Consider the following 21,749-nt stretch of genomic DNA (forward strand, 5'->3'; position numbering starts at 1 on the left):
TGTGCGATATATTTTAAACTGCCTCCTGTTTTTGCAGTTTCGTCAATTTCCGCCAGATGGTAAAAAGCATCGTTCCAAAGCAGGCAATTCCGCCGATAAAGTTGGAAATTGGTTCGGCGGCGAATACGCCGTTGGTTCCCATTCCAAACATACCTGGCAGCAGGAGAGTCAGCGGAACAACGATAATTACTTTTCGGAAAATAGAGAAAAAGATCGCTTTTTTGGATTCGCCCAGACCGACGAAAATCGACTGTCCGGAGAATTGGAGCGACATCATAAAGAATCCGAAAAAGTATAAGCGGATCGCCGGAATACCTGCCGCAATGAGTTCTGCATCCTGATTAAAAATGCGGATAAAGAATGCTGGGAAACCATCGACGATCAGCCAGATACCGGTCGTATATAAAATTGCAATAAAAGAGGTAAAGACGATTGCCTTTTTAACGCGGCCGTATTCTTTTGCCCCATAATTGAAACCGAGCACCGGCTGAGCGCTGTGGGTAACGCCGGTTACCGGAAGAGTTGCAATTTCACGGATGGAGTTGATAACGGTCATAACACCGACGTAGAGATCGCCGCCGTATACCTGTAAGGTTGCGTTGCACATGATCTGGACGGTGCAGTTGGTGATCGCCATCGTGAAACCGGACAGACCGAGTCCGACGATTTTCCGGGCCCTCCGTGCGGAAAGGCGCATCGAAGAACGTCTCAGTTTCAGAATTGTTTTGTCACTGGTTAAAAACCGCAGAATCCAGATGGCAGAGAGAAGCTGCGACAGGATGGTGGCGAGCGCCGCGCCGCGGATTCCCATGTGAAGCATAAAGATAAAAATCGGGTCGAGCAGGATATTGGCGGCAGCGCCCAAAAGGACGGTCATCATGCCGATGCGCCCGAATCCCTGTGAATTGATGAACGAGTTCATGCCGAGTCCGACCATCACGAACAGGCTGCCGAGCAGATAGATTGTAATGTAGGCGTCCGCATATGGATAAGTAGCGTCGCTGGCTCCGAACAGATACAGCATTGGTTTGCGGAATATCAGGCAGAGTACGGTCAGAAGCACACCGGAAATAACCATCATGGAGAAGGAATTTCCCATGATCGCCTCGGCTTCTTTGATATCCCCGCGTCCGCGCTCAATTGAGCAGAGCGGCGCGCCGCCCATGCCAAACAGGTTGGCAAATGCGATGACGAGCGTGATGATCGGCAGCGAAAGCCCGATGCCGGTCAAAGATAGGGTGGCATGATCGGGTATGCGTCCGATGTAGATGCGGTCAACGATGTTGTACAGGACATTGATAAGCTGCGCCAACGTCATCGGGATCGCGAGATTCATGATATTTTTAACGATACTTCCTTTGGAAAAATCGTTCTGTGTATTGGAAGCACTCATACAAACTCCTTTTTTCTTGCGTTTGGATACAATCTGATATTATAATAAGGAAAAAGAAATTTGTCCAGAGAGAAAGTTATTCAAAAGAGATTCAAAAAGGAAGTATATTATTAAAAAATGCGTTTTATTGAAATGGAGATTACTCTGATTGATGAAAAACTTGGTTTTTAAACGAATCGATATTGCACAAATAAGAGATTTGTGCTATTCTCAAAGAAAACGAAAGGGGTATGTATTATGCCGAGAGGACCGAAACGTTCTGCATTAGAAGTAAACAAAGAGAAGCTGGCAGCGGTAGAAGAGAAGCTGGCTAAATTAGAAGAAACCGTTAAAGCTCTGAAAGCAGAGAAAAAGGAATTAGCGGCTGAGATTCGTAAAGCTGAATTAAGCGAATTACTGGATGCGATTGAAGAGAGCAATTTAAGCGTAAACGATGTTCATGAGTTTATTAAACAGAATTCTGAGCAGAAATAAATTAAAGAGTGATAAATCATTGTATTCAAAGAATGAAAAGAGAACTGGAAATTAGGGACATCCTGATTTTTGGTTCTCTTTTTTGTTTGCGGAAAGACGTTTGCAAACGAGAAACATATGAAAGAATGCCGATGTATAAACAGAGGGTTGTTTGAATCGGATTTGAGCCGGGATTGGTGGATGAAACTGGCTTAATGATAAAAAGGAACCGTGCAAAAGAAAGGCGCATATGCTACAATAGGAATATTCAATCAGAGGAACTTGAGATGACTTCTTTGAACGACCCGGTACATCAAAGAGAAATAGAAGAAAAAAAACGAGGTTCCGGGAAAAGAACCGTTCAGATATTTAAAAAGAAAAAGAAAGGAATGAATATGGATCAAAATACGCTTCTTGGGGTTTTGATTCCGTTTGTCGGTACGACGGCGGGAGCAGCCTGCGTCTTTTTTTTGAAAAATGAGTTAAAGCCGATCATCCAGAAAACGCTTCTGGGATTCGCATCGGGGGTGATGGTGGCGGCGTCGGTCTGGTCACTTTTAATTCCGTCGATGAATATGTGCGAAGCGATGGGGCATCTGGCATTTCTGCCGGCATCCATTGGTTTTATGGTGGGTATTCTGATGCTGCTTTTGCTGGATCGTGTGATCCCGCATCTGCATCTGGGAAGTGATGAGCCGGAGGGGCATGTGTGCGGGCTCAAGAAGACGACGATGCTGGTTCTGGCGGTCACACTTCACAATATCCCGGAGGGCATGGCAGTCGGAGTGGTATTTGCCGGATTCTTAGCAGAAAAGAGCGGTATCACGCTTGCAGCGGCGCTGGCGCTTTCGCTTGGAATCGCGATTCAGAACTTCCCGGAGGGAGCGATCATTTCCCTGCCACTTCGGAGTGAGTCAGGGATGAGCCGGAAAAAGGCATTTGCGATGGGAACACTCTCCGGTATCGTCGAGCCGATCGGGGCGCTTGCGACGATCGCCGCGTACCGCTATCTGGAACCGGTTCTGCCGGTTCTCCTGGCGCTTGCAGCAGGGGCGATGATTTACGTGGTTGTGGAGGAACTGATTCCAGAGTCGGCGCAGGGCAGTCATTCCGATATGGGAACGATCGGATTTGCGGTTGGATTTGTGCTGATGATGATTCTGGATGTGGCGCTGGGATAAAAGAAAGCTGCCAGTGCTGGCATGGAATCTGGTTGCCTAGAGAAGAGACGAACATTTGTTCTAAAAAATGCATTGCAAAATTTTTGAATTTATGTAATAATATTTGTAGCTGTTCAGTAGGTCCGCGCATTTACTGCGCTGACCGTACGAAAACATGGACCAGCATGCAAAAATCCCATTGCCGCAGGCAATTTTTAATGGTTTTTTGCGCGTGACTGTGAAGGTACTGAACAGTTACTAATATTTTATAGTAAATGAGAACGGTTTACTACTTTTTCGCTAATGAAAAGTCTATAAAACAATGGCTGGCGGGTGTGATGCCAGAGAGTTAGAGTGTTCTATTTGCATGATTTCAAAGTCATAAAATAAATACGCATTATAAGTGGAAGAAATCAGCCTGACCAGTGAAATAAAAGCTGCCGTTTGCATCACACGTGTAAATGGCAGCAAATATGATTCCCAGGTCGGGCACAGGAGGAATGAACCTATGGGTAAAACACAGTATGATGCGGACAGCATAACGGTTCTGGAGGGGCTGGAGGCTGTCCGTAAGCGTCCTGGTATGTATATAGGAAGCGTGGGAACGAAGGGGCTGAATCACCTGATCTATGAGATCGTGGATAACTCGGTCGATGAGCACCTGGCGGGCGCCTGTTCCCAGATCCGCGTGACGCTGGAGGCGGACGGCTCCTGCACCGTCCGGGACAATGGACGCGGTATTCCGGTGGAGATGCATAAAAAGGGTGTGGCAGCGGAGCGAATTGTGCTCTCGACCTTGCATGCGGGCGGCAAGTTTGACAACAATGCGTACAAGACGAGCGGCGGTCTGCACGGCGTCGGTTCGTCGGTTGTCAATGCCCTCTCAGCGCATCTGGAGGTCAATGTATATAAGAATGGACAGATCCATCACGATGCATATGAGCGCGGCATCCCGACGGTTGAACTGATCGATGGTCTTCTGCCGGTGGTTGGAAAGACAAGAGAGACTGGAACAGAGATCAATTTTCTGCCGGATCCGGAGATTTTTGAAAAAACGCGGTTCAAGGCGGACTGGCTCAAGAGCCGCCTGCATGAGACGGCATATCTGAACCCGAAGCTGACGATTCTTTATGAGAATAAGCGGGCAGGCGAGGCTGAAAAGGTGACTTATTCGGAGCCGGACGGCATCGTGGCGTATGTGCGCGAGCTGAACAGCACGAAGACGCCGATTCATGATCCAATTTATTTTAAGGGCGTCAGCGACCAGATCGAGGTTGAAGTGGCGTTCCAGTTTGTCGATGCATTTGAGGAAAATGTACTCGGCTTCTGCAACAATATTTTCACACAGGAGGGCGGCACGCATCTGGCGGGCTTTAAGACGCGTTTTACCCAGATGATCAACAGCTATGCGAAAGAGCTGGGAATCCTGAAGGAAAAAGATACAAAATTTACAGGACCGGATACGAGAAACGGCATGACGGCGGTTGTGGCGGTCAAGCATCCGGATCCGATCTTTGAGGGGCAGACGAAGACAAAGCTGGCGAGTGCCGATGCGACAAAAGCGGTGTTCAGCGTGACAGGGGACGAGCTGCAGCTTTATTTTGACCGGAATTTAGAGGTATTGAAGGCGATCATCGCCTGTGCGGAGAAATCTGCAAAGATCCGGAAGGCAGAGGAACGCGCCAAGACCAATATGCTGACGAAATCCCGTTTTTCCTTTGACAGCAACGGAAAGCTGGCAAACTGTGAGAGCCGCGAGGCAGAGAAATGTGAGATTTTCATTGTCGAGGGAGATTCCGCGGGCGGTTCAGCTAAGATGGGACGAAACCGCCGCTATCAGGCGATCCTGCCGATCCGGGGCAAGATTTTAAATGTGGAGAAAGCTTCGATGGACAAGGTGTTGGCGAATGCCGAGATCAAGACGATGATCAATGCGTTCGGCTGCGGCTTTTCGGAAGGATATGGCAATGATTTCGATATTGCGAAGCTGCGTTACCACAAGATCGTCCTGATGACGGATGCCGATGTGGACGGAAGCCATATTGATACGCTGCTTCTGACGTTTCTTTACCGCTTTATGCCGGAATTGATTCAGAACGGGCACGTATATATTGCGATGCCGCCGTTATTTAAGGTGATTCCGAAAAAGGGAAAAGAAGAGTATCTATACGATGAGAAAGCATTGGAGCGCTACCGCAGAACCCACACAGGGGAATTTGCCCTGCAGCGCTACAAAGGTCTGGGCGAGATGGATGCGGAACAGCTCTGGGAGACGACGTTAAATCCGGAGAACCGTGTGCTCAAGCGTGTGGAGATCGAGGACGCCCGGATGGCATCGGAGATCACGGAGATGCTGATGGGAAGCGACGTGCCGCCGAGACGGCAGTTTATCTACGATCACGCGGATGAGGCGGAGATAGATGCTTAATAGAAAGATTATGAGTGACTGTGAAGGCACTGAACAGTTGCGATTATGAAGGTATATGACAGGAATTTAGGAGATAGAAAATAGAATGGCTGAAACGATCATTACGACAGAATATTCAGAGGAAATGCAGCGCAGCTATATGAACTACTCGATGAGTGTCATCACGGCCCGCGCCATCCCGGATGCAAGGGATGGTTTGAAACCGGTACAGCGCCGCGTTCTTTACGATATGGGGGAGCTGCATCTGGGGCATGACAAGCCGCACCGGAAATCGGCGCGTATCGTCGGTGATACGATGGGTAAATACCACCCGCACGGCGACAGCTCGATCTATGAGACGCTGGTCGTGCTTTCCCAGAGCTTTAAGAAGGGAATGCCGCTGGTAGACGGACATGGAAACTTTGGTTCCATCGAGGGCGACGGGGCGGCGGCAATGCGTTACACGGAGGCGCGTCTCCAGAAGTTTGCGGAGGAAGTGTATTTAAAGGATCTGGACAAGACCGTCCGGTTTGTGCCGAACTACGATGAGACGGAGAAAGAGCCGGAGGTTCTGCCGGTCCGCGTGCCGAATCTGCTGATCAACGGTGCCGAGGGAATTGCGGTCGGCATGAGCACCAGCATTCCGCCGCACAATCTGGGCGAGGTCATCGATACGGTGATGGCGTATATCGATCAGCCGGAGATGGAGACGGAAGCGCTTCTGAGCGTCTTAAAGGGACCGGATTTCCCGACCGGCGGCATCATTGCGAATAAGAGTGAACTTCCGGCGATCTATGAGACAGGAACGGGGCGCATCAAACTGCGTGCCCGGATGGAGGTGGAGCTTGGAAAACGCCGTTCTGACCGGGACAAGCTGGTGATCACGGAGATTCCGTACACGATGATCGGCGCTGGCATCAATAAATGTCTGTCGGATATCGCAGATCTGGTTGAGTCCAAAAAACTTGCCGATGTGGTGGATATTTCCAACCAATCGAATAAAGAAGGAATCCGGATTGTTCTGGAACTCAAGAAAGACGCGGATATTGAGAAAATCCAGAATATTTTGTATAAAAAGACAAAACTGGAGGATACGTTCGGTGTCAATATGCTGGCGATCGCGAATGGACGTCCGGAGACGCTGAATTTAAAGGGAATCTTAAAGAATTATCTGGATTTCCAGTATGAAAATAATACCCGCAAGTATCAGGTGCTTCTGGAAAAGGAGCAGGAGAAGAAGGAGATCAAGGAAGGTCTGATCACAGCCTGCGACTGCATCGATCTGATTATCGCGATCCTGCGTGGTTCGAAGAATCTGAAAGATGCGAAAGCCTGCCTGATGGAGGGCGATATTTCCAAAATCCAGTTCCGCACACCGGGATTTGAGGAAGATGCCAAGAAGCTTCATTTTACGGAGAAACAGGCATCTGCGATTCTGGAAATGCGTCTCTATAAACTGATCGGCCTGGAGATCTTGGCATTGCAGAAGGAGTACAAAGAGACACTTCGCAAGATCAAAGAATACCAGAAGATTCTCGGCAGCCGTGAGGCGATGGACGAGGTGATTAAAGAAGATCTGCAGTCAATCAAGGAAGAGTTTGCAGTGGAACGCCGGACGAAAATCGAGGATGGACGCGAGGCAGTGTATGACGAGGCGGCGGAGAGCGCCAGACCGGGCGTGTTCGTGCTGGACAAGTTTGGTTATTGCAAGATTCTGGAACCGTCGATCTACGAGCGGAACCGGGAGACAGTGGACACGGAGAATGTGTATGTACTGCCGTGCCATACGACGGATAAGATAGGATTGTTTACAGATCTGGGTGCATTCCATCAGGTGAAGGTGACTGAGATTCCCTTTGGAAAGCTGCGCGATAAGGGGGTGCCGATCGATAACCTGAGTAAATTTGATGCCACCAAAGAACGTCCGGTCTGTGTGGTGAATGCGGCGCAGTTAAAGGGACAGAAGCTATTATTTGCAACGAAGGATGCGATGATTAAGATCGTGCCCGGCGGGGAATTTGAGACAAATAACCGAACAGTGGCGGCGACCAAGCTGCAGGAGAATGATATGCTTCTCTCGGTACAGCCGGCGGACGGCATGAAAGAGGCGGTCATCCAGACGACCAGCGGTATCTTCCTGCGATTCCCGATCGAGGAGATATCGGAGATGAAGAAGAATGCGAAAGGTGTGCGCGGCATCAAGCTGGGGCGTACCGAGTCGCTGGAGACAATCCATCTGCTGGACGGCACTGAGGATGATCCGATCGTTATGTATAAAGAAAAAACGGTTCATTTGAGCCGTTTGAAAATAGGGCACCGCGATGGCAAGGGAAGCCGGGCGAGAAGCTAGAATCAAACAGAAAGATTCCGAGAGTACATTTACGAAAAAAGGAGGTATTTCATATGGCTGAACTTCAGAACACACCGACCCCTCATATCGGGGCAAAGCAGGGCGAGATTGCGGAGACGATTTTGCTTCCGGGCGATCCGCTGCGGGCAAAGTATATCGCAGAACATTTTCTGACGGATGCAAAACAGTTCAATACAACGAGAAATATGTACGGTTATACCGGCTATTATCAGGGCAAACGCGTGTCTGTCATGGGAACCGGCATGGGCTGTCCGTCGATGGGAATTTATTCCTATGAGCTGATTCATTTTTATGGATGCAGGAATCTGATCCGGATCGGAACTGCCGGTGCGCTGCGTCCGGAGGTAAAGGTGCGCGAGCTTATTTTCGCGATGGGCTCCTGTACGACATCCAACTATGTAAAACAGTTCCGCCTGCCGGGGGATTATTCCTGCGTGTGCAGCTATGAGCTGCTGGAAAAGGCGGTTGAGTCCGCGAAAAAGAGAAATTTAAAATATCATGTCGGTAATATTTTGTGTTCCGATATGTTCTACAACCCGCCGCTTGAGCCGGACGGAACTAGCTGGGCGCAGATGGGCGTGCTGGCGGTGGAGATGGAGTCGGCGGCACTTTACAGCAACGCTGCCTATGCGGGCGCAAATGCGATCTGTATCCTGACCGTATCGGATTCGGCAGTGACCGGAGAGGCGACGACGGCAGAAGAACGCGAGAAGACGTTTACCAATATGATGGAAGTGGCGCTGGATCTGGTGTAAGATAAGCTGGTAAAAGTAGAATTTGAAGTAACTGTTCAGTAGGTCTGCGCATTTACTGCGCTGACCGTACGAAAACAAGGACCAGCAGGCAAAAATCCCATTGCCGTAGGCAATTTTTAATGGATTTTTGCGCGTGACTGTGAAGGTGCTGAACAGTTACAATTTGAAGAGAAAACAGGAGAGAAAAATGATAGGAATTGCTCCACAGGAGTGGAAAACAGATCTTCCGGAGTTTTGTGAAAAAACGAGGGATTTTTATGCAGGAAAGATGGATAAGGGCTCATATAAGGGCTTTTCAGGACGTTACGGCAGTTATGCACAGAAAGGCGGCGCGGCGAGCATGCTGCGTCTGCGTATGACGGCAGGATGTGTGTCGAAGGAGAAGCTTGCATTTATCGCAAAGGCAATCCGCGCATATCAGGTAAATATGGTACATTTTACGACTTGTGAGAGCGTGCAGTTTCACAATCTGGATGAGAAATCAGTCTGTGAATTGATGGAGCAGGCACTCGATGCCGGGATCGTGACGATGGGCGGCGGCGGGGATTTTCCGCGAAATGTGATGTGTTCTCCGCTTTCCGGCGTGGAAGAGGGCGAATATTTCGACGTTATGCCGTGGGCGAAGGCGGCGGGAGAATATCTGATGACCTTTATCAATGCGGAAAAGATGCCGCGCAAGCTCAAGGTCTGTTTCTCTAATTCACCGGCGAATGTGACGCACGCGACCTACCGCGATCTGGGATTTGCGGCTTGTCCGGACGGAACGTTTGATGTGTACAGTGCAGGCGGCCTGGGAAGCAATCCGCAGTTTGGCGTTAAAGTTGCCGAGGGCGTTGCACCGGAGAAGATTCTTTATTACATTAAGGCGATGTGGCTGACATTCCGGGCATATGGCAATTACGAAAACCGCGGAAAAGCGCGTACCCGGTATATGCAGGAAGCGCTCGGCGGAGCGGAAAATTACCGGAAGGCGTATCAGGAGAAACTTCAGGAGGTACTGGCATCCGGGGAGCAACTGGATCTTTCCCGCGAGGAAGTGATGGCAGCGGCAGGAATAAAAGAAAAGCAGAGCAAAACAGGCGATGGAAGCAGCGCGTCGGGAGAACGTGTGCTGGAGCAGAAACAGCCGGGACTTTATACGGTTATCTGGCATCCGATTGGCGGACAGCCGCGCCCGGAGACGCTGGCAGCCCTGGGAGAACTGATGCAGACGATTGACGGCACAGAGCTTCGCCTGGCACCGGATGAAACTGCGTACATCATTAATTTGACCGGAGCAGAAGCAGAGAAGATTCTGGAGGCGACGAAGGAGACGGCTCAGACAAAGTTTGAGACATCGGTAAGCTGTATCGGTGCGTCGATCTGTCAGGTTGGTGCACGCGATTCGCAGGCTCTGTTACAGGCGTGTGTAAAGGCGGTCGGGGAGGCACAGATCCCGGACGGCGCACTTCCGCAGATTCATATTTCTGGATGTCCGTCTTCCTGCGGTACCCACCAGACTGGACCGATGGGATTCCGCGGAGGCGTGCGGATGGCAGATGGCAAGGCACAGCCGGCATTTGTATTTTATCTGGGCGGAAATGAGGTACAGGGAAAAGAGACGATGGGACGTGAGCTTGGCACGATGTTTGAGAGCGAGATTCCGTCGTTCTTAGTCAAACTTGGAAAAGAGATTGCGGCAAGGGGGCTTGATTTTGAGAGCTACCGGACGCAGTACCCGGATGGGATTGAGAAGGTTGCAGCGGAATACTTAGCTTAGAAGAACCTATTTTGAGTTAAAACATCGTTAAATCCGTGACAGACGTTATAAATTTATCAAATGTCCGCGAGAGGCGTACAAATGTATTTTTCTTGCGGAAAAATGTTGATTTTTTGTTTGTTTTGTTATAGGATAGACAAGAATTACAGCGGCAGAGTGAAAACGTGTTGCAGAGCAGGAGCTTCCTATCCAAACTCCATCCTGCCATGAGAAGCTGAAAAAGCCGCTGTCAGAAGAGGAGAAAAACGATGAACATGGAAAAGAAATTACGTGTAGGCATTCTGGGAGCAACTGGTATGGTAGGTCAGCGTTTCATCACGCTTCTGGCAAATCATCCGTGGTATGAGATTACTGCGCTGGCAGCAAGCCCGCGTTCTGCAGGAAAAACATATGAGGAGGCAGTCGGCGGACGCTGGAAAATGCAGACCCCGATGCCGGAGTGTGTGAAGAAGATGGCCGTTATGAACGTAAACGAGATCGAGAAGGTAGCATCCGAAGTTGATTTCGTGTTCAGCGCCGTAGATATGACAAAAGAAGAGATCCGTGCGATTGAAGATGCGTATGCAAAGACAGAAACACCGGTTGTTTCCAACAACAGCGCACACCGCTGGACACCGGATGTTCCGATGGTAGTGCCGGAGATCAATCCGGAGCACTTTAAGGTGATTGAGTTCCAGAAAAAACGTCTGGGAACCAAGAGAGGCTTCGTAGCGGTAAAACCGAACTGCTCCATCCAGAGCTATGCACCAGTTCTGACTGCATGGAAGGAATTTGAGCCATATGAGGTAATAGCTACGACGTATCAGGCAATTTCCGGAGCGGGCAAGACGTTCAAAGACTGGCCGGAGATGGAAGGCAACATCATCCCGTACATCGGAGGTGAGGAGGAGAAGAGCGAGCAGGAGCCGCTTCGTCTCTGGGGAGAGATCAAGGACGGCGAGATCGTGAAGGCATCCGAGCCGGTGATTACCTGCCAGTGCATCCGTGTACCGGTTCTGGACGGACATACAGCAGCCGTATTTGTAAAGTTCAGAAAGAAACCAACCAAAGAGCAGCTGATCGAGAAGCTGGTTAATTTCAAAGGACTTCCGCAGGAACTGGAGCTTCCGAGCGCACCGAAGCAGTTCATTCAGTATCTGGAAGAGGATAATCGTCCGCAGGTACAGCTGGATGTCAACTATGAGAAGGGCATGGGCGTATCTGTTGGCCGTCTGAGAGAAGACAAAGTTTACGATTGGAAGTTTGTAGGTCTCTCCCACAACACACTGCGCGGCGCAGCCGGCGGTGCGGTACTGTGTGCAGAGCTTCTGACTGCACAGGGATATATCCAGGCGAAATAAAGAAATCTGTTCAGAGAATCCGTGAAATAGAAAATTAAAACTGATAAAAGTAAGAACTGCCGCCCAGTGGCGGAGAGGCTGTTTAAAAAACGATGGCTGACTCTGTCCGGAACGGCAGTTTTTTTTGTGTCATAGGAAACTTCGTCCTATGACACAAAAAATGCTCCGCGTGACTGTGAAGGTACTGAACAGCTACGAAATTTTTATAATCAGATTTGGAAAAATGGGTGTGCATGAAGGGAAAAGTATTGTATACTTAATAAATCAGCTATTTATAAGTTAGATAGATTTATTCTGACAAAAGTAAGCATAAAAAATGCGAAAAATATTTTTCGGATTCTAAAAATGAAAGGGGATTTGGCATGGTTGAGAAGACAATCTTTGGAACAATGGAAGATGGCAGAGAGGTCAGCCGTTATACATTGACGAATCAGAATGGAGTTTCTGCATCCTTTTTAGATCTGGGTGCAATCTGGTCCACGATGCTGGTGCCGGATCGGAACGGAGAGATGGCGGATGTCCTGCTGGGACATGAAACAGTAGCAGACTGCCTGGTAAGCGATGGGCATCTGGGCGAGGCTGTTGGACGAAATGCAAACCGGATTGGCGGCGCGGTGTTTACGTTAAATGATAAAAAATACGAATTGACGGCGAATAATGGTCCGAACAACCTGCACAGCGGCATGGATTTTTACCGGAACCGTATCTGGGCGGCAGAATATGAGACGGGCGTTAATCAGGTTTCGTTTACACTGGAAAGCCCGGACGGCGATCAGGGATATCCGGGAAATGCCTCGATCCGTGTGACCTACACGCTGACAGATGAAAATGAAGTAAAGATTCATTACGAGGGGACCTGCGATCAGGATACCATTTTTAATATGACAAACCATGCGTATTTCAATCTGGCAGGCCATGAGAGTGGTCCGGCGCTTTCACAGATGGTTTACATTGACAGTGATGCGATCACGGCGGTAGACAAGGTGCTGATCCCGACCGGTGAGATCCGCAAGGTAATGGGGACTCCGATGGATTTCTCAGATTTCAAGCCGATCGGACGTGATATTGAAGCGGATTACGATCAGTTAAAACTGGGCGGCGGCTACGATCATAACTGGATTCTCAACCATGAGTCAGGCGTATTCAGTCTGGCGGCGGCTGCGATCGACGAGGAGAGCGGGCGCAAGATGGAGGTATACACCGATCTGCCGGGAGTTCAGTTCTACACGGGCAATTTCCTGGACGGACAGGTTCCGGGTAAGGGCGGTGTGAAGTATGCGAGACGCCAGGGATACTGCTTTGAGACGCAGTATTACCCGAACGCAGTCAACATGCCGGGATTTGCATCCCCGATCGTGAAAAAGGGCGAGAAATACGATACAACGACCAGTTATAAATTTATGACGGTTTAAATTTGTATTTGATTTGTGATCATTTTGACATAGGATAGAGATTGACATGAGTGAGACAAACAACAAGGGAGTAAAAGTGCTGGCATCTGCCAGCCTTTTATTTGTAACAATTATCTGGGGCAGCGCGTTCGTTGTGATGAAAAATTCGATGGACGCGATCACACCTACATACCTTTTGGCGTACCGGTTTACGATCGCGGCGCTTGGGATGGCGGCTCTTTTCTGGAAACAGATCCGGGGAATGTCGATGCAGGAGTTTAAATGCGGCGCACTGGCGGGATTGTTTCTATTTATCAGTTATTATTTTCAGACGTATGGGCTGAAATACACGACCGCGAGTAAAAATGCGTTTATTACGACGTTGTATGTGGTGATCGTACCATTTCTGGCATGGGCGGTTAATCATGTGCGCCCGAAGGCAAATAACCTGATCGCAGCGGGATTTGCTGTTGTGGGATTGGCGCTTTTATCGCTGAAAGGCGATCTGTCGGTCAATTTTGGTGATTTCCTGACGCTGGTGTGCGGCATCTGCTTTGCGGTTCATATGATTTTTCTGGATCGCTTCACGGCATACTGCACTCCGATCCGCCTGACGGTCATGCAGATGGGAACAGCGGCGGCGTGTTCGTGGGTGCTGGGGCTTCTCACGGAAGGAGCGTTCCATCCGGAAGTATTTACACTGCCGGGAGTAGCAGTTTCGATGCTGTATCTGGGACTCGCATCCAGTATGCTCTGTTTTCTGCTTCAGACAGTGGGGCAGAAATATCTGAGCGCCAGCACATCCTCGATTCTACTGTCGTTTGAATCGGTGTTTGGACTCCTGTTCTCTGTCTGGCTGCTGCATGAGAAGCTGACGGTGCGGATGCTAATTGGCTGTGCGCTGATGTTTGCGGCGGCGATTCTGGCGGAGTGGACGCCGAAGCGGAAAAGTAATTAGAGGAAATTAGGTAACTGTTCAGCAGGTCTGCGCATTTACTGCGCTGACCGTACGAAAACATGGGCCAGCAGGCAAAAATCCCATTGCCGTAGGCAATTTTTAATGGATTTTTGCGCGTGACTGTGAAGGTACTGAACAGTTACGAAATTAGTAAGATAGGAGCAGAACAACGTGGCAAAATCGTTATTTATAGCCGAGAAACCGAGCGTGGCGCGTGAGTTCGCAAATGCACTCAAGGTAAATGGACGATCGGTGGATGGCTATATTGAGTCGGAAAATGCGGTTGTGACCTGGTGTGTTGGACATCTGGTCACGATGAGCTATCCAGAAGTATATGATATGAAATATAAGCGCTGGAGTCTGGAGACACTTCCATTTCTCCCGAAAGAATGGAAATATCAGGTTATCGACAGCGTGAAGAAACAGTTTGGAATCGTGAGCGGTCTCTTAAACCGGGCGGATGTAGATACAATCTACGTCTGTACTGACTCGGGACGGGAGGGAGAATATATCTACCGCCTCGTCGCGCAGATGGCTGGCGTGCGGGGCAAGAAACAGAAGCGCGTCTGGATCGATTCACAGACGGAGGAAGAGATTCTGCGCGGCATCCGCGAAGCGAAGGATCTGTCCGAATACGATCATCTGGCGGATTCGGCATATCTGCGGGCAAAAGAAGATTATCTGATGGGAATTAACTTTTCCCGCGCACTGACGTTGAAATATGGACCATCTGTTTCTAACTATATGCGAAGTTCTGACCGGACCGTGATCTCAGTCGGACGCGTCATGACCTGTGTCCTCGGCATGGTAGTCCGCCGGGAGCGGGAAATACGGGAATTTGTCAAAACGCCATTTTACCGCGTGATCGGTACATTTGGACCGGCAGGTATCTCGATTGACGGTGAATGGCGGGCGGTGGAAGGAAGCCGTTACTATGGAACGCCGTGTCTGTATAAGGAAAATGGTTTTAAGGAGCGAAAGGACGCGGAGGCGCTGATTGCATGGCTGTGGGAACGCGAGAATGGAAACGAAAATTCGGGAGTCATGCAGTCAGAGGTCAGCGACGCAGAAAAAGCGGACGCGGGTTTAATGGGCGTATATAATACTTCGCAGGGAACCATTTTAAAAGTGGAAAAGAAAAAGGAAACCAAAAATCCACCTCTTCTCTATAACCTGGCGGAGCTCCAGAATGATTGTTCTAAAATGTTTAAAATCAGCCCGGATCAGACCCTGAAAGTGGTGCAGGAGCTGTACGAGCGAAAGCTGGTTACCTATCCGCGAACGGACGCGCGTGTGCTTTCAACGGCGGTGGCGAAGGAGATCAGCAAAAATATCGGCGGTCTGACGCATTATGAGCCGCTGGCGGCATTTGCATCGGAGGCGATGCAGGCAGGGCTGTGGAAGAACATAGCAAAAACGCGTTATGTCAATGATAAGCAGATTACCGATCACTACGCAATCATACCGACCGGACAGGGACTCGGCGCGCTGCGAAGTCTCTCGGAGTTGAACCGCAAGATTTACCAGGTGATTGTGCGCCGTTTCTTAAGCATCTTTTATCCGGCGGCGGTTTACCAGAAATATGCGGTTGAGATTGAGGTAAAAGGTGAACATTTCTTTGCCAGTTTCAAGGTATTGAAAGAAGCGGGATATCTCAAGGTGGCGGAAATTCCGAAAAAGAAAAAGGACACTGCCGGGGAAAGTGTCGGCAGAACGAACCGCCTTGAACCAGGTATAGATGGAAATGATGCGGAAAATCCGGCAAGAGAAGCAGATGGAACAGACAGCAGCCAGCCAAAGGTAATTGACGCGTCCCACCCAGAGTTTATCCAGATGCTGGAACAGCTCAAAAAGGGGATGAAAGTGTCACTGGATGATTTGCAGATCAAAGAGGGCGAGACATCTCCGCCGAAGCGTTATTCCTCCGGTTCGATGATTCTGGCGATGGAAAATGCCGGTCAGCTTATCGAAGACGAAGAGCTGCGCGCCCAGATCAAGGGCAGCGGCATCGGAACGAGTGCAACCCGCGCGGAGATCTTGAAAAAGTTGTTCAACATCAAATACATGGCGCTCAACGAAAAAACGCAGGTCATCACGCCGACCTATCTGGGAGAACTGATTTATGAGGTCGTACACACCTCCATGAAGCAGCTTCTCAACCCGGAGCTGACGGCAAGCTGGGAAAAAGGTCTGACCTATGTGGCAGAGGGCAGCATCACACCGGATGAATATATGCAGAAATTAGAGCGCTTCGTTATCGGACGCACCTACAATGCGGTTCATATGGGAAATACGTATGGGCTGCGGCCGGCATTTGATGCGGTTGCTGTGTTTTACCAAAATGCAGAGAAAGTGTCGCGAAGCAGAAGCGTAAAGAGTAGGGGAACTGCGAAGACTGCAAGAACAGTAAAAGCTGAAACTAGCTCTGAGACGACAAGTATTACATCCGGACAGGAACAAAGTAAGTGAAAGTAAACAATCTATTTATAATAATAGAAGAAATTGAATTTCAGGAAAGGCAATGATCATGAAAAAAGAAGAAATGAAAATCACAGAATTATATGATTTAACCCATACGCTGGCTTCAGATTATCTGAAACAGTTTACCTACCCGTGGGAGGCGCTGGCAGGTCTCAGTGATTTTATCATCGAATTGGGAAAGAGCCTGGATCCGGCAGAATATGAGAAACGTGGTGAAAACATCTGGGTTCACAAGACAGCGAAGGTATTTGACAGCGCCTATCTGCACGGACCGGTCATCGTCGGCAAAGACGCTGAGGTGCGCCACTGTGCATTCATCCGCGGCAGCGCCCTGATCGGAGAAGGTGCAGTAGTCGGAAACTCTACCGAGCTTAAAAACGTCATCCTGTTCGACAAAGTACAGGTACCGCATTATAATTACGTTGGAGACTCCATCTTAGGCTATAAATCCCACATGGGTGCCGGTTCCATCACCTCCAACGTAAAATCTGATAAACGCCTGGTGGAAATCCACGCCGAAGACGGCAAGATCGAAACCGGACGCAAAAAAATCGGCGCCATGCTCGGTGACAACGTAGAAGTAGGCTGCGGCTCTATCCTAAACCCGGGCAGCATCATCGGACGCGGCACCAACATCTATCCGCTTTCCAGCGTGCGCGGCGGGGTAGATGCAAACTCTATCTATAAGAAGCAGGGAGAAGTTGCTAAAAAGGAAGAGTCCTGTTTTGCGTCCGAATCACAAATACCTATTTTCACCGGTTCTCTACACTAAATGAAACACATCCACCAGCAAAATCTCCGCCAGTCCATAATAAGTCACAACCGCTACCAGATCATTCACCGTCGTGATAAGCGGACCAGACGCAACTGCCGGGTCAACCTTCAGCTTGTGAAACAGCATCGGCACCAGTACGCCGACCAGGCTGGAGATCACCATTGCGGTCAGAAGAGAGATGCCGACACAGCCGGAAAGTGCAAAAGAGAAGAAAAGACTCTTCTGCTTCATAATATGAACGAAAATGCCGATCACGACGAACGAAGCCGAGCCGAGCAGCAGTCCATTTAAAAATCCGATTCGCATTTCCTTGAATACAAACCCCAGCTTCTGCATCGCGGAGATGTCCTCATCCATCAGGACACGGATGGTGACAGCCAGCGACTGGGTGCCGACATTGCCTGCCATGTCGAGGATCATCGACTGGAAGCAGATAAGAAGTGCGATACGGTCAACGATCGGCTCGAAAATGCCGACCACCGAGGAAACACCCATGCCGAGGAAGAGCAGCAGCACCAGCCACGGAAGGCGTTTTTTCAAACTCTGCAACAGTGGTTCGTGCAGATCCTCTTCGGAAGTAAGACCTGCCAGCTTTGCGTAGTCATCACCCATCTCGTCGTCGATCGCCTCGGCGATATCCTCGTAAGTGATGGCGCCGATGATTTTATGGTTCCGATCGAGTACTGGGATAGAATCCTCGCTGTAATCGATCAGCTCTTCCATACAGTCCGAAGATTTCTCATCCGCGTACACATACGGATAGGAGGTACTGATAATATCCTCCAGCTTCATGTACTCACGGGCAGTGATTAAATCTTTCAGCTCGATCGCACCGAAATAGCGCCCATTTTCGTCTTCGACGTAGATGGTGTCGATGTTGTCGTTGTCCTCCGCCTGGGAGATCAGATGGCGCATTGCCTGCTTGATCGTACAGTTATTGGGAATGACGATGTAGTTGGTCGTCATCCGGCTACCGATCTGTTCCTCATCGTAGGAAAAGATCAGGTGGATATCATCCTTAGATTCCTGATCCATGCGCGCGATCAGGGCTTCTTTTTTCTCTGGATCTAAATTTTCGAGGATATCGACCGCCTCATCGGCATCCATCTCTGCCAGAACGGCTGCCGCCCGGTCAAGCCCCAGTTCATGCAGATAAGGCGCCGGTTCATCGAGATAGGTGAAAATCTCTGCCGTCATTTCCAGAGAGAGAATATTGTAGAGGCGTTTCCGGGTCGCAGTGTCCAGTGTTTCCAGAACCTCGGCAATATCGTTTGCATGGTAATTGTCGAGGTCATCCCGGATCACGCTTGCCGGTTTTCCGCTGCGGATGATCGCGCGGATATTTTCTTCAAAATTAGCATTATGCTCTGCGGTTGCGGCGATCGGAGCCGTTTCCGGGGAGCTTGTTTTCTTTTCGTCCATTTCTGGAGTCTGATTCATATTTGGTTCCCTCGCTTTCTGTCGTTCTATTTAATGCCGTTTGGGACGTACAGGGCGAGCAGTGCGGGGATAAAAAAATCCACCGCCAGTCGGGAACAGGATGAAATGCCGCAGATGGCAGTTTCAAACCCGCGCCAGGGCGATGGACAAATATATATGAAAACCAATCGTGCCGGGAAACGTTCAGCATTGAAGCACTCGCCTGTTAAAGCAGGCAAAAATGTGCTGCCAGACAGCCCGATTCACACTCAAAAAGACCCTGCGGCAGACCAACAGTCTGGTACGCATGGTTGGAATTCATAGTTTGATTTTGCCCATCGCGACGACTTCGCCCGTTGCTGTCACAACTGTCCATGTGGTTCTCCTTTCTGAATTTTTAAAAATTGCAGTTTTATTAAAGCACGGAATTTCGTGAAAGTCAAGCCGGATTTTCCAGCACCCGGATGCCTTTTAAGATAAAGTCCTCTGTCAAGATTGCCATCTGTTCTGTGGATTCCTTCATGCCGCTTTCGATCCAGTACTGAACGGTACCGACACAGCCGGAAACGATAAAGGCGGAAAATGCCGCGAGCGTATCCGGATCGCTGGAACATTTGAGATCCAGCCAGCCTTTTAAACATTTATCGCTGACAATGCGTTTCAGGCGGTTGACAAAATTCAGATCACCGTTTTCTCCTATTAAAATAGAAACAATCTCTGCATTTTCCTGTACAAGAGGAAATAGTTCTGAGAGTGCGAGGGAAGGGCGCGCTACCAGTTCGGGAACGGGATGGTGCGTCAGGACAGACTCAACCTCCTCGACCAGTTCATTTTTGATCTGATCCATCAGGTCAAAGACATCTTTATAATGAAGATAAAAGGTGCCGCGGTTGATGTCAGCCATCTCGGCGAGTTCGCGCACCGTGATATCCTGAATTTTTTTTTCTTTGAGGAGGCGGGTTAAGCATTCTTTTAACTGGCGTCTCGTCTTTCGTACACGCCGGTCGAGTATTTCTTCTTTCATAGTGACTTCCTTTCTGAACGTTTCCAGACGGGGAAACGCCGTATGACTGTGTATCGGAGGCTGTGGATGAAGGGAGTGTTAAAAATAAGTAAAAATGGGCACACCAGATACAAAAAACAAACATAATGTGATGAAATGTTGATTAAAATACAACTGACGTAAAAATGATTATTGTATTCATTCGAACAACTTAGTATAATGCATTATAGTTCAAAAATGAACAAATGTCAATTAAACAGACATGAGTTGTATATGCTCTATTTTAGATGTAACTGTTCACTGCGAAGAAGTCTTTTGTATGGAACGTTTCACAGACGGCAGGAGTGGCTGACAATCGTGAAAGGAACGGCTATGAGAACCTGCAGCATATGCGAAAGCAAAAGGAAATAGATACGAAGGTGGAATCTGGTATGAAAAATTTTGTCATTACAATCGGAAGAGAGTTTGGAAGCGGCGGCCATAATCTGGGGAAGTCTCTGGCAAAGGAACTGGGAATTCCCTGTTATGACCGCCATCTGATAGAGGAAGCAGCGGTGTGCGGCGGATTTAAGATGGAGGAACTGGAAGAGGCGGACGAGATGAAGGCGAACCGTTTTCTTTTTAAGGTTCCGGCCAAGTGCAATCCGTTTACCGGTTATGGAAAGCCGATGAATGATACCTTGTTTGTCGTGCAGTCCCAGTTGATCCGGGAGTATGCGAAGAAAGGTCCATGCATCATCGTGGGACGCTGCGCTGACAAGATCCTGGAGGAGACAGAAGGGCTTATTTCTCTATTTATATATGCCCCGATGGAGGCGCGCGTGAAGGAGATTATGCGGCGTTACGAGACAGATGAAAAAGAAGCTGAATACCTGATCAAACAAGCGGATAAAATACGGAAAAATTATTATAATTTTTATGCAAAAAAGACATGGGCGGATAAAGCAAGTTATGATATGCTGATTGACAGCAGCCGGATATCGGAAAAGGAGCTGGCGGCGATGCTTCGGGCACTTTTAACGGCACGGGGGGTGGAACTGGAAACAGATGGATCCGATCAATAAGCATAAAGAAGAGTGAGGACAGCGTATGAAGGACAGAAATTTGTGGATGAAGAAGGAAGAAAAGCGGACGGCGCCGGGGTTAAAAAGGGCGCTGAAAGCGGTTCTGGGACATAAGATAGTACGGCTGGCAGGAATCGCAGGAGTAAGTCTCCTTTTCTCAGCGTCTGCCGCCCAGACAGTGCTTGCGGATGATGCGGGTGTCTGGCAGCCGGTGGAGAATGGTTATTATCTGGTGGGAATGGATGGTTCTTACCTGACGGGCTGGCAGCAGATGGGCGGAAAATGGTACCTGCTCGGAGCAGACGGTTTGATGAAAACGGGCTGGGAGCAGGAAAATGGAACCTGGTATTATCTGCAAGGGGACGGCGCGATGGCGACCGGCTGGCAGAATATCGACGGAAAATACTATTTCCTGAAAGACAGCGGCGCGATGGAGGGAACGACCTTCACAAAGGATGAGACGCAGTATACGATCAACGCGGACGGCAGCCTGGCGAACGCCAAAAAGAAGAAAAACACGGGCGGCGGCGCGTACACGCTGGCATTTCTGGATGCAGATACCCAGGCGATGGCGGACAGCTTAAATGAGCTGAAGGCGGACGCGTTTGACGGGGATGAGGAAGAAGATTACTATGACGATGACAAAAAAGATTACGATAAAGATGCCAGCTTTATTTTAAATGGAAAATTACAGCAGATCGCCGAACACCGCCTGGCGATGGCACGCAGTAAGGGCTATGGAAGCAGCCGGATCCCGGATGAAGGCACACTTGATGATTACCTCAAATCCATCGGGGAAAGCACTGCGAGACGTCATACGGAGATTTACCTCATCAACTGTGACGATGTGACGCAGGCAGAAGAAAAGCTTCTGCGTAATCACGACAGCGACGAGAAAAAGCGCGTGGACCGGGTGATTTATTATAAGGAAATGGGTGTTGCACATCAGCAGGTCGGCGATAAGCATTATTATATGATTATTTTGATGCGGTAAGGATCGCAATCATTGTATGACAGGAG

17 protein-coding genes are annotated in these 21,749 nt (G+C 49.3%); 14 read left to right on the forward strand and 3 right to left on the reverse strand.

Features of this window, described 5'->3' with window-relative positions; all coding sequences use genetic code 11:
• Nucleotides 1–13: 13 nt before the first annotated feature.
• On the reverse strand, nucleotides 14–1,393 hold the full coding sequence (locus DXD12_RS01515; RefSeq protein WP_118637108.1) for an MATE family efflux transporter: 1,380 nt from the start codon (nucleotides 1,391–1,393) through the stop codon (nucleotides 14–16).
• A gap of 237 nt (nucleotides 1,394–1,630) precedes the next feature.
• Between DXD12_RS01515 and DXD12_RS01520 the strand changes: the two genes are divergently transcribed.
• From DXD12_RS01520 to DXD12_RS01570, 11 genes are all read left to right on the forward strand, one after another.
• Complete coding sequence (locus tag DXD12_RS01520) at nucleotides 1,631–1,867, forward strand: hypothetical protein (RefSeq protein ID WP_022360338.1); 237 nt, start codon at nucleotides 1,631–1,633, stop codon at nucleotides 1,865–1,867.
• Between the two features lie 374 nt (nucleotides 1,868–2,241).
• Nucleotides 2,242–3,027 carry a ZIP family metal transporter gene (locus tag DXD12_RS01525; protein ID WP_117795818.1) on the forward strand — a complete coding sequence of 262 codons (786 nt, stop codon included), beginning with the start codon at nucleotides 2,242–2,244 and terminating at the stop codon, nucleotides 3,025–3,027.
• Between the two features lie 487 nt (nucleotides 3,028–3,514).
• Nucleotides 3,515–5,434, forward strand: a complete 1,920-nt coding sequence (locus tag DXD12_RS01530; RefSeq protein ID WP_118637110.1) for a DNA gyrase subunit B — start codon at nucleotides 3,515–3,517, stop codon at nucleotides 5,432–5,434.
• A gap of 85 nt (nucleotides 5,435–5,519) precedes the next feature.
• Nucleotides 5,520–7,763 carry a DNA topoisomerase (ATP-hydrolyzing) gene (locus DXD12_RS01535; RefSeq protein WP_118628559.1) on the forward strand — a complete coding sequence of 748 codons (2,244 nt, stop codon included), beginning with the start codon at nucleotides 5,520–5,522 and terminating at the stop codon, nucleotides 7,761–7,763.
• Between the two features lie 53 nt (nucleotides 7,764–7,816).
• Complete coding sequence (gene deoD, locus DXD12_RS01540; RefSeq protein ID WP_107000027.1) at nucleotides 7,817–8,539, forward strand: purine-nucleoside phosphorylase; 723 nt, start codon at nucleotides 7,817–7,819, stop codon at nucleotides 8,537–8,539.
• Between the two features lie 187 nt (nucleotides 8,540–8,726).
• The gene (locus DXD12_RS01545) at nucleotides 8,727–10,298 is read left to right on the forward strand and encodes a nitrite/sulfite reductase (protein ID WP_118637112.1); all 1,572 of its coding nucleotides are present in this window, start codon (nucleotides 8,727–8,729) and stop codon (nucleotides 10,296–10,298) included.
• Nucleotides 10,299–10,552: 254 nt separating this feature from the next.
• Nucleotides 10,553–11,638: an aspartate-semialdehyde dehydrogenase gene (asd, locus tag DXD12_RS01550; protein ID WP_118637506.1), complete on the forward strand. Its 1,086-nt coding sequence runs from the start codon at nucleotides 10,553–10,555 to the stop codon at nucleotides 11,636–11,638.
• 362 nt (nucleotides 11,639–12,000) lie between these two features.
• The gene (locus DXD12_RS01555; RefSeq protein WP_118637114.1) at nucleotides 12,001–13,050 is read left to right on the forward strand and encodes an aldose epimerase family protein; all 1,050 of its coding nucleotides are present in this window, start codon (nucleotides 12,001–12,003) and stop codon (nucleotides 13,048–13,050) included.
• A 46-nt stretch (nucleotides 13,051–13,096) separates the two neighbouring features.
• On the forward strand, nucleotides 13,097–13,987 hold the full coding sequence (locus tag DXD12_RS01560) for a DMT family transporter (protein WP_118628555.1): 891 nt from the start codon (nucleotides 13,097–13,099) through the stop codon (nucleotides 13,985–13,987).
• 171 nt (nucleotides 13,988–14,158) lie between these two features.
• The gene (locus DXD12_RS01565) at nucleotides 14,159–16,456 is read left to right on the forward strand and encodes a DNA topoisomerase (protein ID WP_118637116.1); all 2,298 of its coding nucleotides are present in this window, start codon (nucleotides 14,159–14,161) and stop codon (nucleotides 16,454–16,456) included.
• A gap of 58 nt (nucleotides 16,457–16,514) precedes the next feature.
• Nucleotides 16,515–17,240, forward strand: coding sequence for a UDP-N-acetylglucosamine pyrophosphorylase (locus DXD12_RS01570; RefSeq protein WP_118472879.1), 726 nt, complete (start codon nucleotides 16,515–16,517; stop codon nucleotides 17,238–17,240).
• Here DXD12_RS01570 and mgtE read toward each other — a convergent pair.
• Complete coding sequence (gene mgtE / locus DXD12_RS01575) at nucleotides 17,232–18,683, reverse strand: magnesium transporter (RefSeq protein ID WP_243105324.1); 1,452 nt, start codon at nucleotides 18,681–18,683, stop codon at nucleotides 17,232–17,234. The two genes, DXD12_RS01570 and mgtE, sit on opposite strands and share 9 nt — an antisense overlap.
• 114 nt (nucleotides 18,684–18,797) lie before the next feature.
• Here mgtE and DXD12_RS15405 point away from each other — a divergent pair, with 114 nt between their 5' ends.
• On the forward strand, nucleotides 18,798–18,986 hold the full coding sequence (locus tag DXD12_RS15405; RefSeq protein ID WP_147354003.1) for a hypothetical protein: 189 nt from the start codon (nucleotides 18,798–18,800) through the stop codon (nucleotides 18,984–18,986).
• 115 nt (nucleotides 18,987–19,101) lie between these two features.
• Here DXD12_RS15405 and DXD12_RS01580 read toward each other — a convergent pair whose 3' ends face one another.
• Nucleotides 19,102–19,686 (reverse strand): TetR/AcrR family transcriptional regulator, encoded by a 585-nt coding sequence (locus tag DXD12_RS01580; protein ID WP_118637118.1) that lies wholly within the window; start codon nucleotides 19,684–19,686, stop codon nucleotides 19,102–19,104.
• A gap of 410 nt (nucleotides 19,687–20,096) precedes the next feature.
• Here DXD12_RS01580 and DXD12_RS01585 point away from each other — a divergent pair, with 410 nt between their 5' ends.
• Together DXD12_RS01585 and DXD12_RS01590 are read left to right on the forward strand one after the other, a co-directional pair.
• Nucleotides 20,097–20,729: a cytidylate kinase-like family protein gene (locus tag DXD12_RS01585; protein ID WP_118524061.1), complete on the forward strand. Its 633-nt coding sequence runs from the start codon at nucleotides 20,097–20,099 to the stop codon at nucleotides 20,727–20,729.
• A gap of 25 nt (nucleotides 20,730–20,754) precedes the next feature.
• Entirely contained in the window at nucleotides 20,755–21,723 is a 969-nt protein-coding gene (locus DXD12_RS01590) for a surface protein PspA (RefSeq protein ID WP_022358429.1), read from the forward strand.
• The last annotated feature ends 26 nt before the right edge of the window (nucleotides 21,724–21,749 follow it).

Source organism: Clostridium sp. TF11-13AC, from assembly GCF_003481065.1.
Classification (GTDB): domain Bacteria; phylum Bacillota; class Clostridia; order Lachnospirales; family Lachnospiraceae; genus Otoolea; species Otoolea fessa.

Excerpts from the sequence above, each read along its gene's own strand:
- DXD12_RS15405 (WP_147354003.1), top strand. The coding sequence starts at position 18,798 with ATGGCAGTTTCAAACCCGCGCCAGGGCGATGGACAAATATATATGAAA.
- DXD12_RS01520 (WP_022360338.1), top strand. The coding sequence starts at position 1,631 with ATGCCGAGAGGACCGAAACGTTCTGCATTAGAAGTAAACAAAGAGAAG.
- asd (WP_118637506.1), top strand. The coding sequence starts at position 10,553 with ATGGAAAAGAAATTACGTGTAGGCATTCTGGGAGCAACTGGTATGGTA.
- DXD12_RS01535 (WP_118628559.1), top strand. The coding sequence starts at position 5,520 with ATGGCTGAAACGATCATTACGACAGAATATTCAGAGGAAATGCAGCGC.
- DXD12_RS01590 (WP_022358429.1), top strand. The coding sequence starts at position 20,755 with ATGAAGGACAGAAATTTGTGGATGAAGAAGGAAGAAAAGCGGACGGCG.
- DXD12_RS01515 (WP_118637108.1), bottom strand. The coding sequence starts at position 1,393 with ATGAGTGCTTCCAATACACAGAACGATTTTTCCAAAGGAAGTATCGTT.
- DXD12_RS01530 (WP_118637110.1), top strand. The coding sequence starts at position 3,515 with ATGGGTAAAACACAGTATGATGCGGACAGCATAACGGTTCTGGAGGGG.
- DXD12_RS01580 (WP_118637118.1), bottom strand. The coding sequence starts at position 19,686 with ATGAAAGAAGAAATACTCGACCGGCGTGTACGAAAGACGAGACGCCAG.
- DXD12_RS01560 (WP_118628555.1), top strand. The coding sequence starts at position 13,097 with ATGAGTGAGACAAACAACAAGGGAGTAAAAGTGCTGGCATCTGCCAGC.
- DXD12_RS01525 (WP_117795818.1), top strand. The coding sequence starts at position 2,242 with ATGGATCAAAATACGCTTCTTGGGGTTTTGATTCCGTTTGTCGGTACG.
- DXD12_RS01585 (WP_118524061.1), top strand. The coding sequence starts at position 20,097 with ATGAAAAATTTTGTCATTACAATCGGAAGAGAGTTTGGAAGCGGCGGC.
- DXD12_RS01555 (WP_118637114.1), top strand. The coding sequence starts at position 12,001 with ATGGTTGAGAAGACAATCTTTGGAACAATGGAAGATGGCAGAGAGGTC.
- mgtE (WP_243105324.1), bottom strand. The coding sequence starts at position 18,683 with ATGAATCAGACTCCAGAAATGGACGAAAAGAAAACAAGCTCCCCGGAA.
- DXD12_RS01545 (WP_118637112.1), top strand. The coding sequence starts at position 8,727 with ATGATAGGAATTGCTCCACAGGAGTGGAAAACAGATCTTCCGGAGTTT.
- DXD12_RS01570 (WP_118472879.1), top strand. The coding sequence starts at position 16,515 with ATGAAAAAAGAAGAAATGAAAATCACAGAATTATATGATTTAACCCAT.
- deoD (WP_107000027.1), top strand. The coding sequence starts at position 7,817 with ATGGCTGAACTTCAGAACACACCGACCCCTCATATCGGGGCAAAGCAG.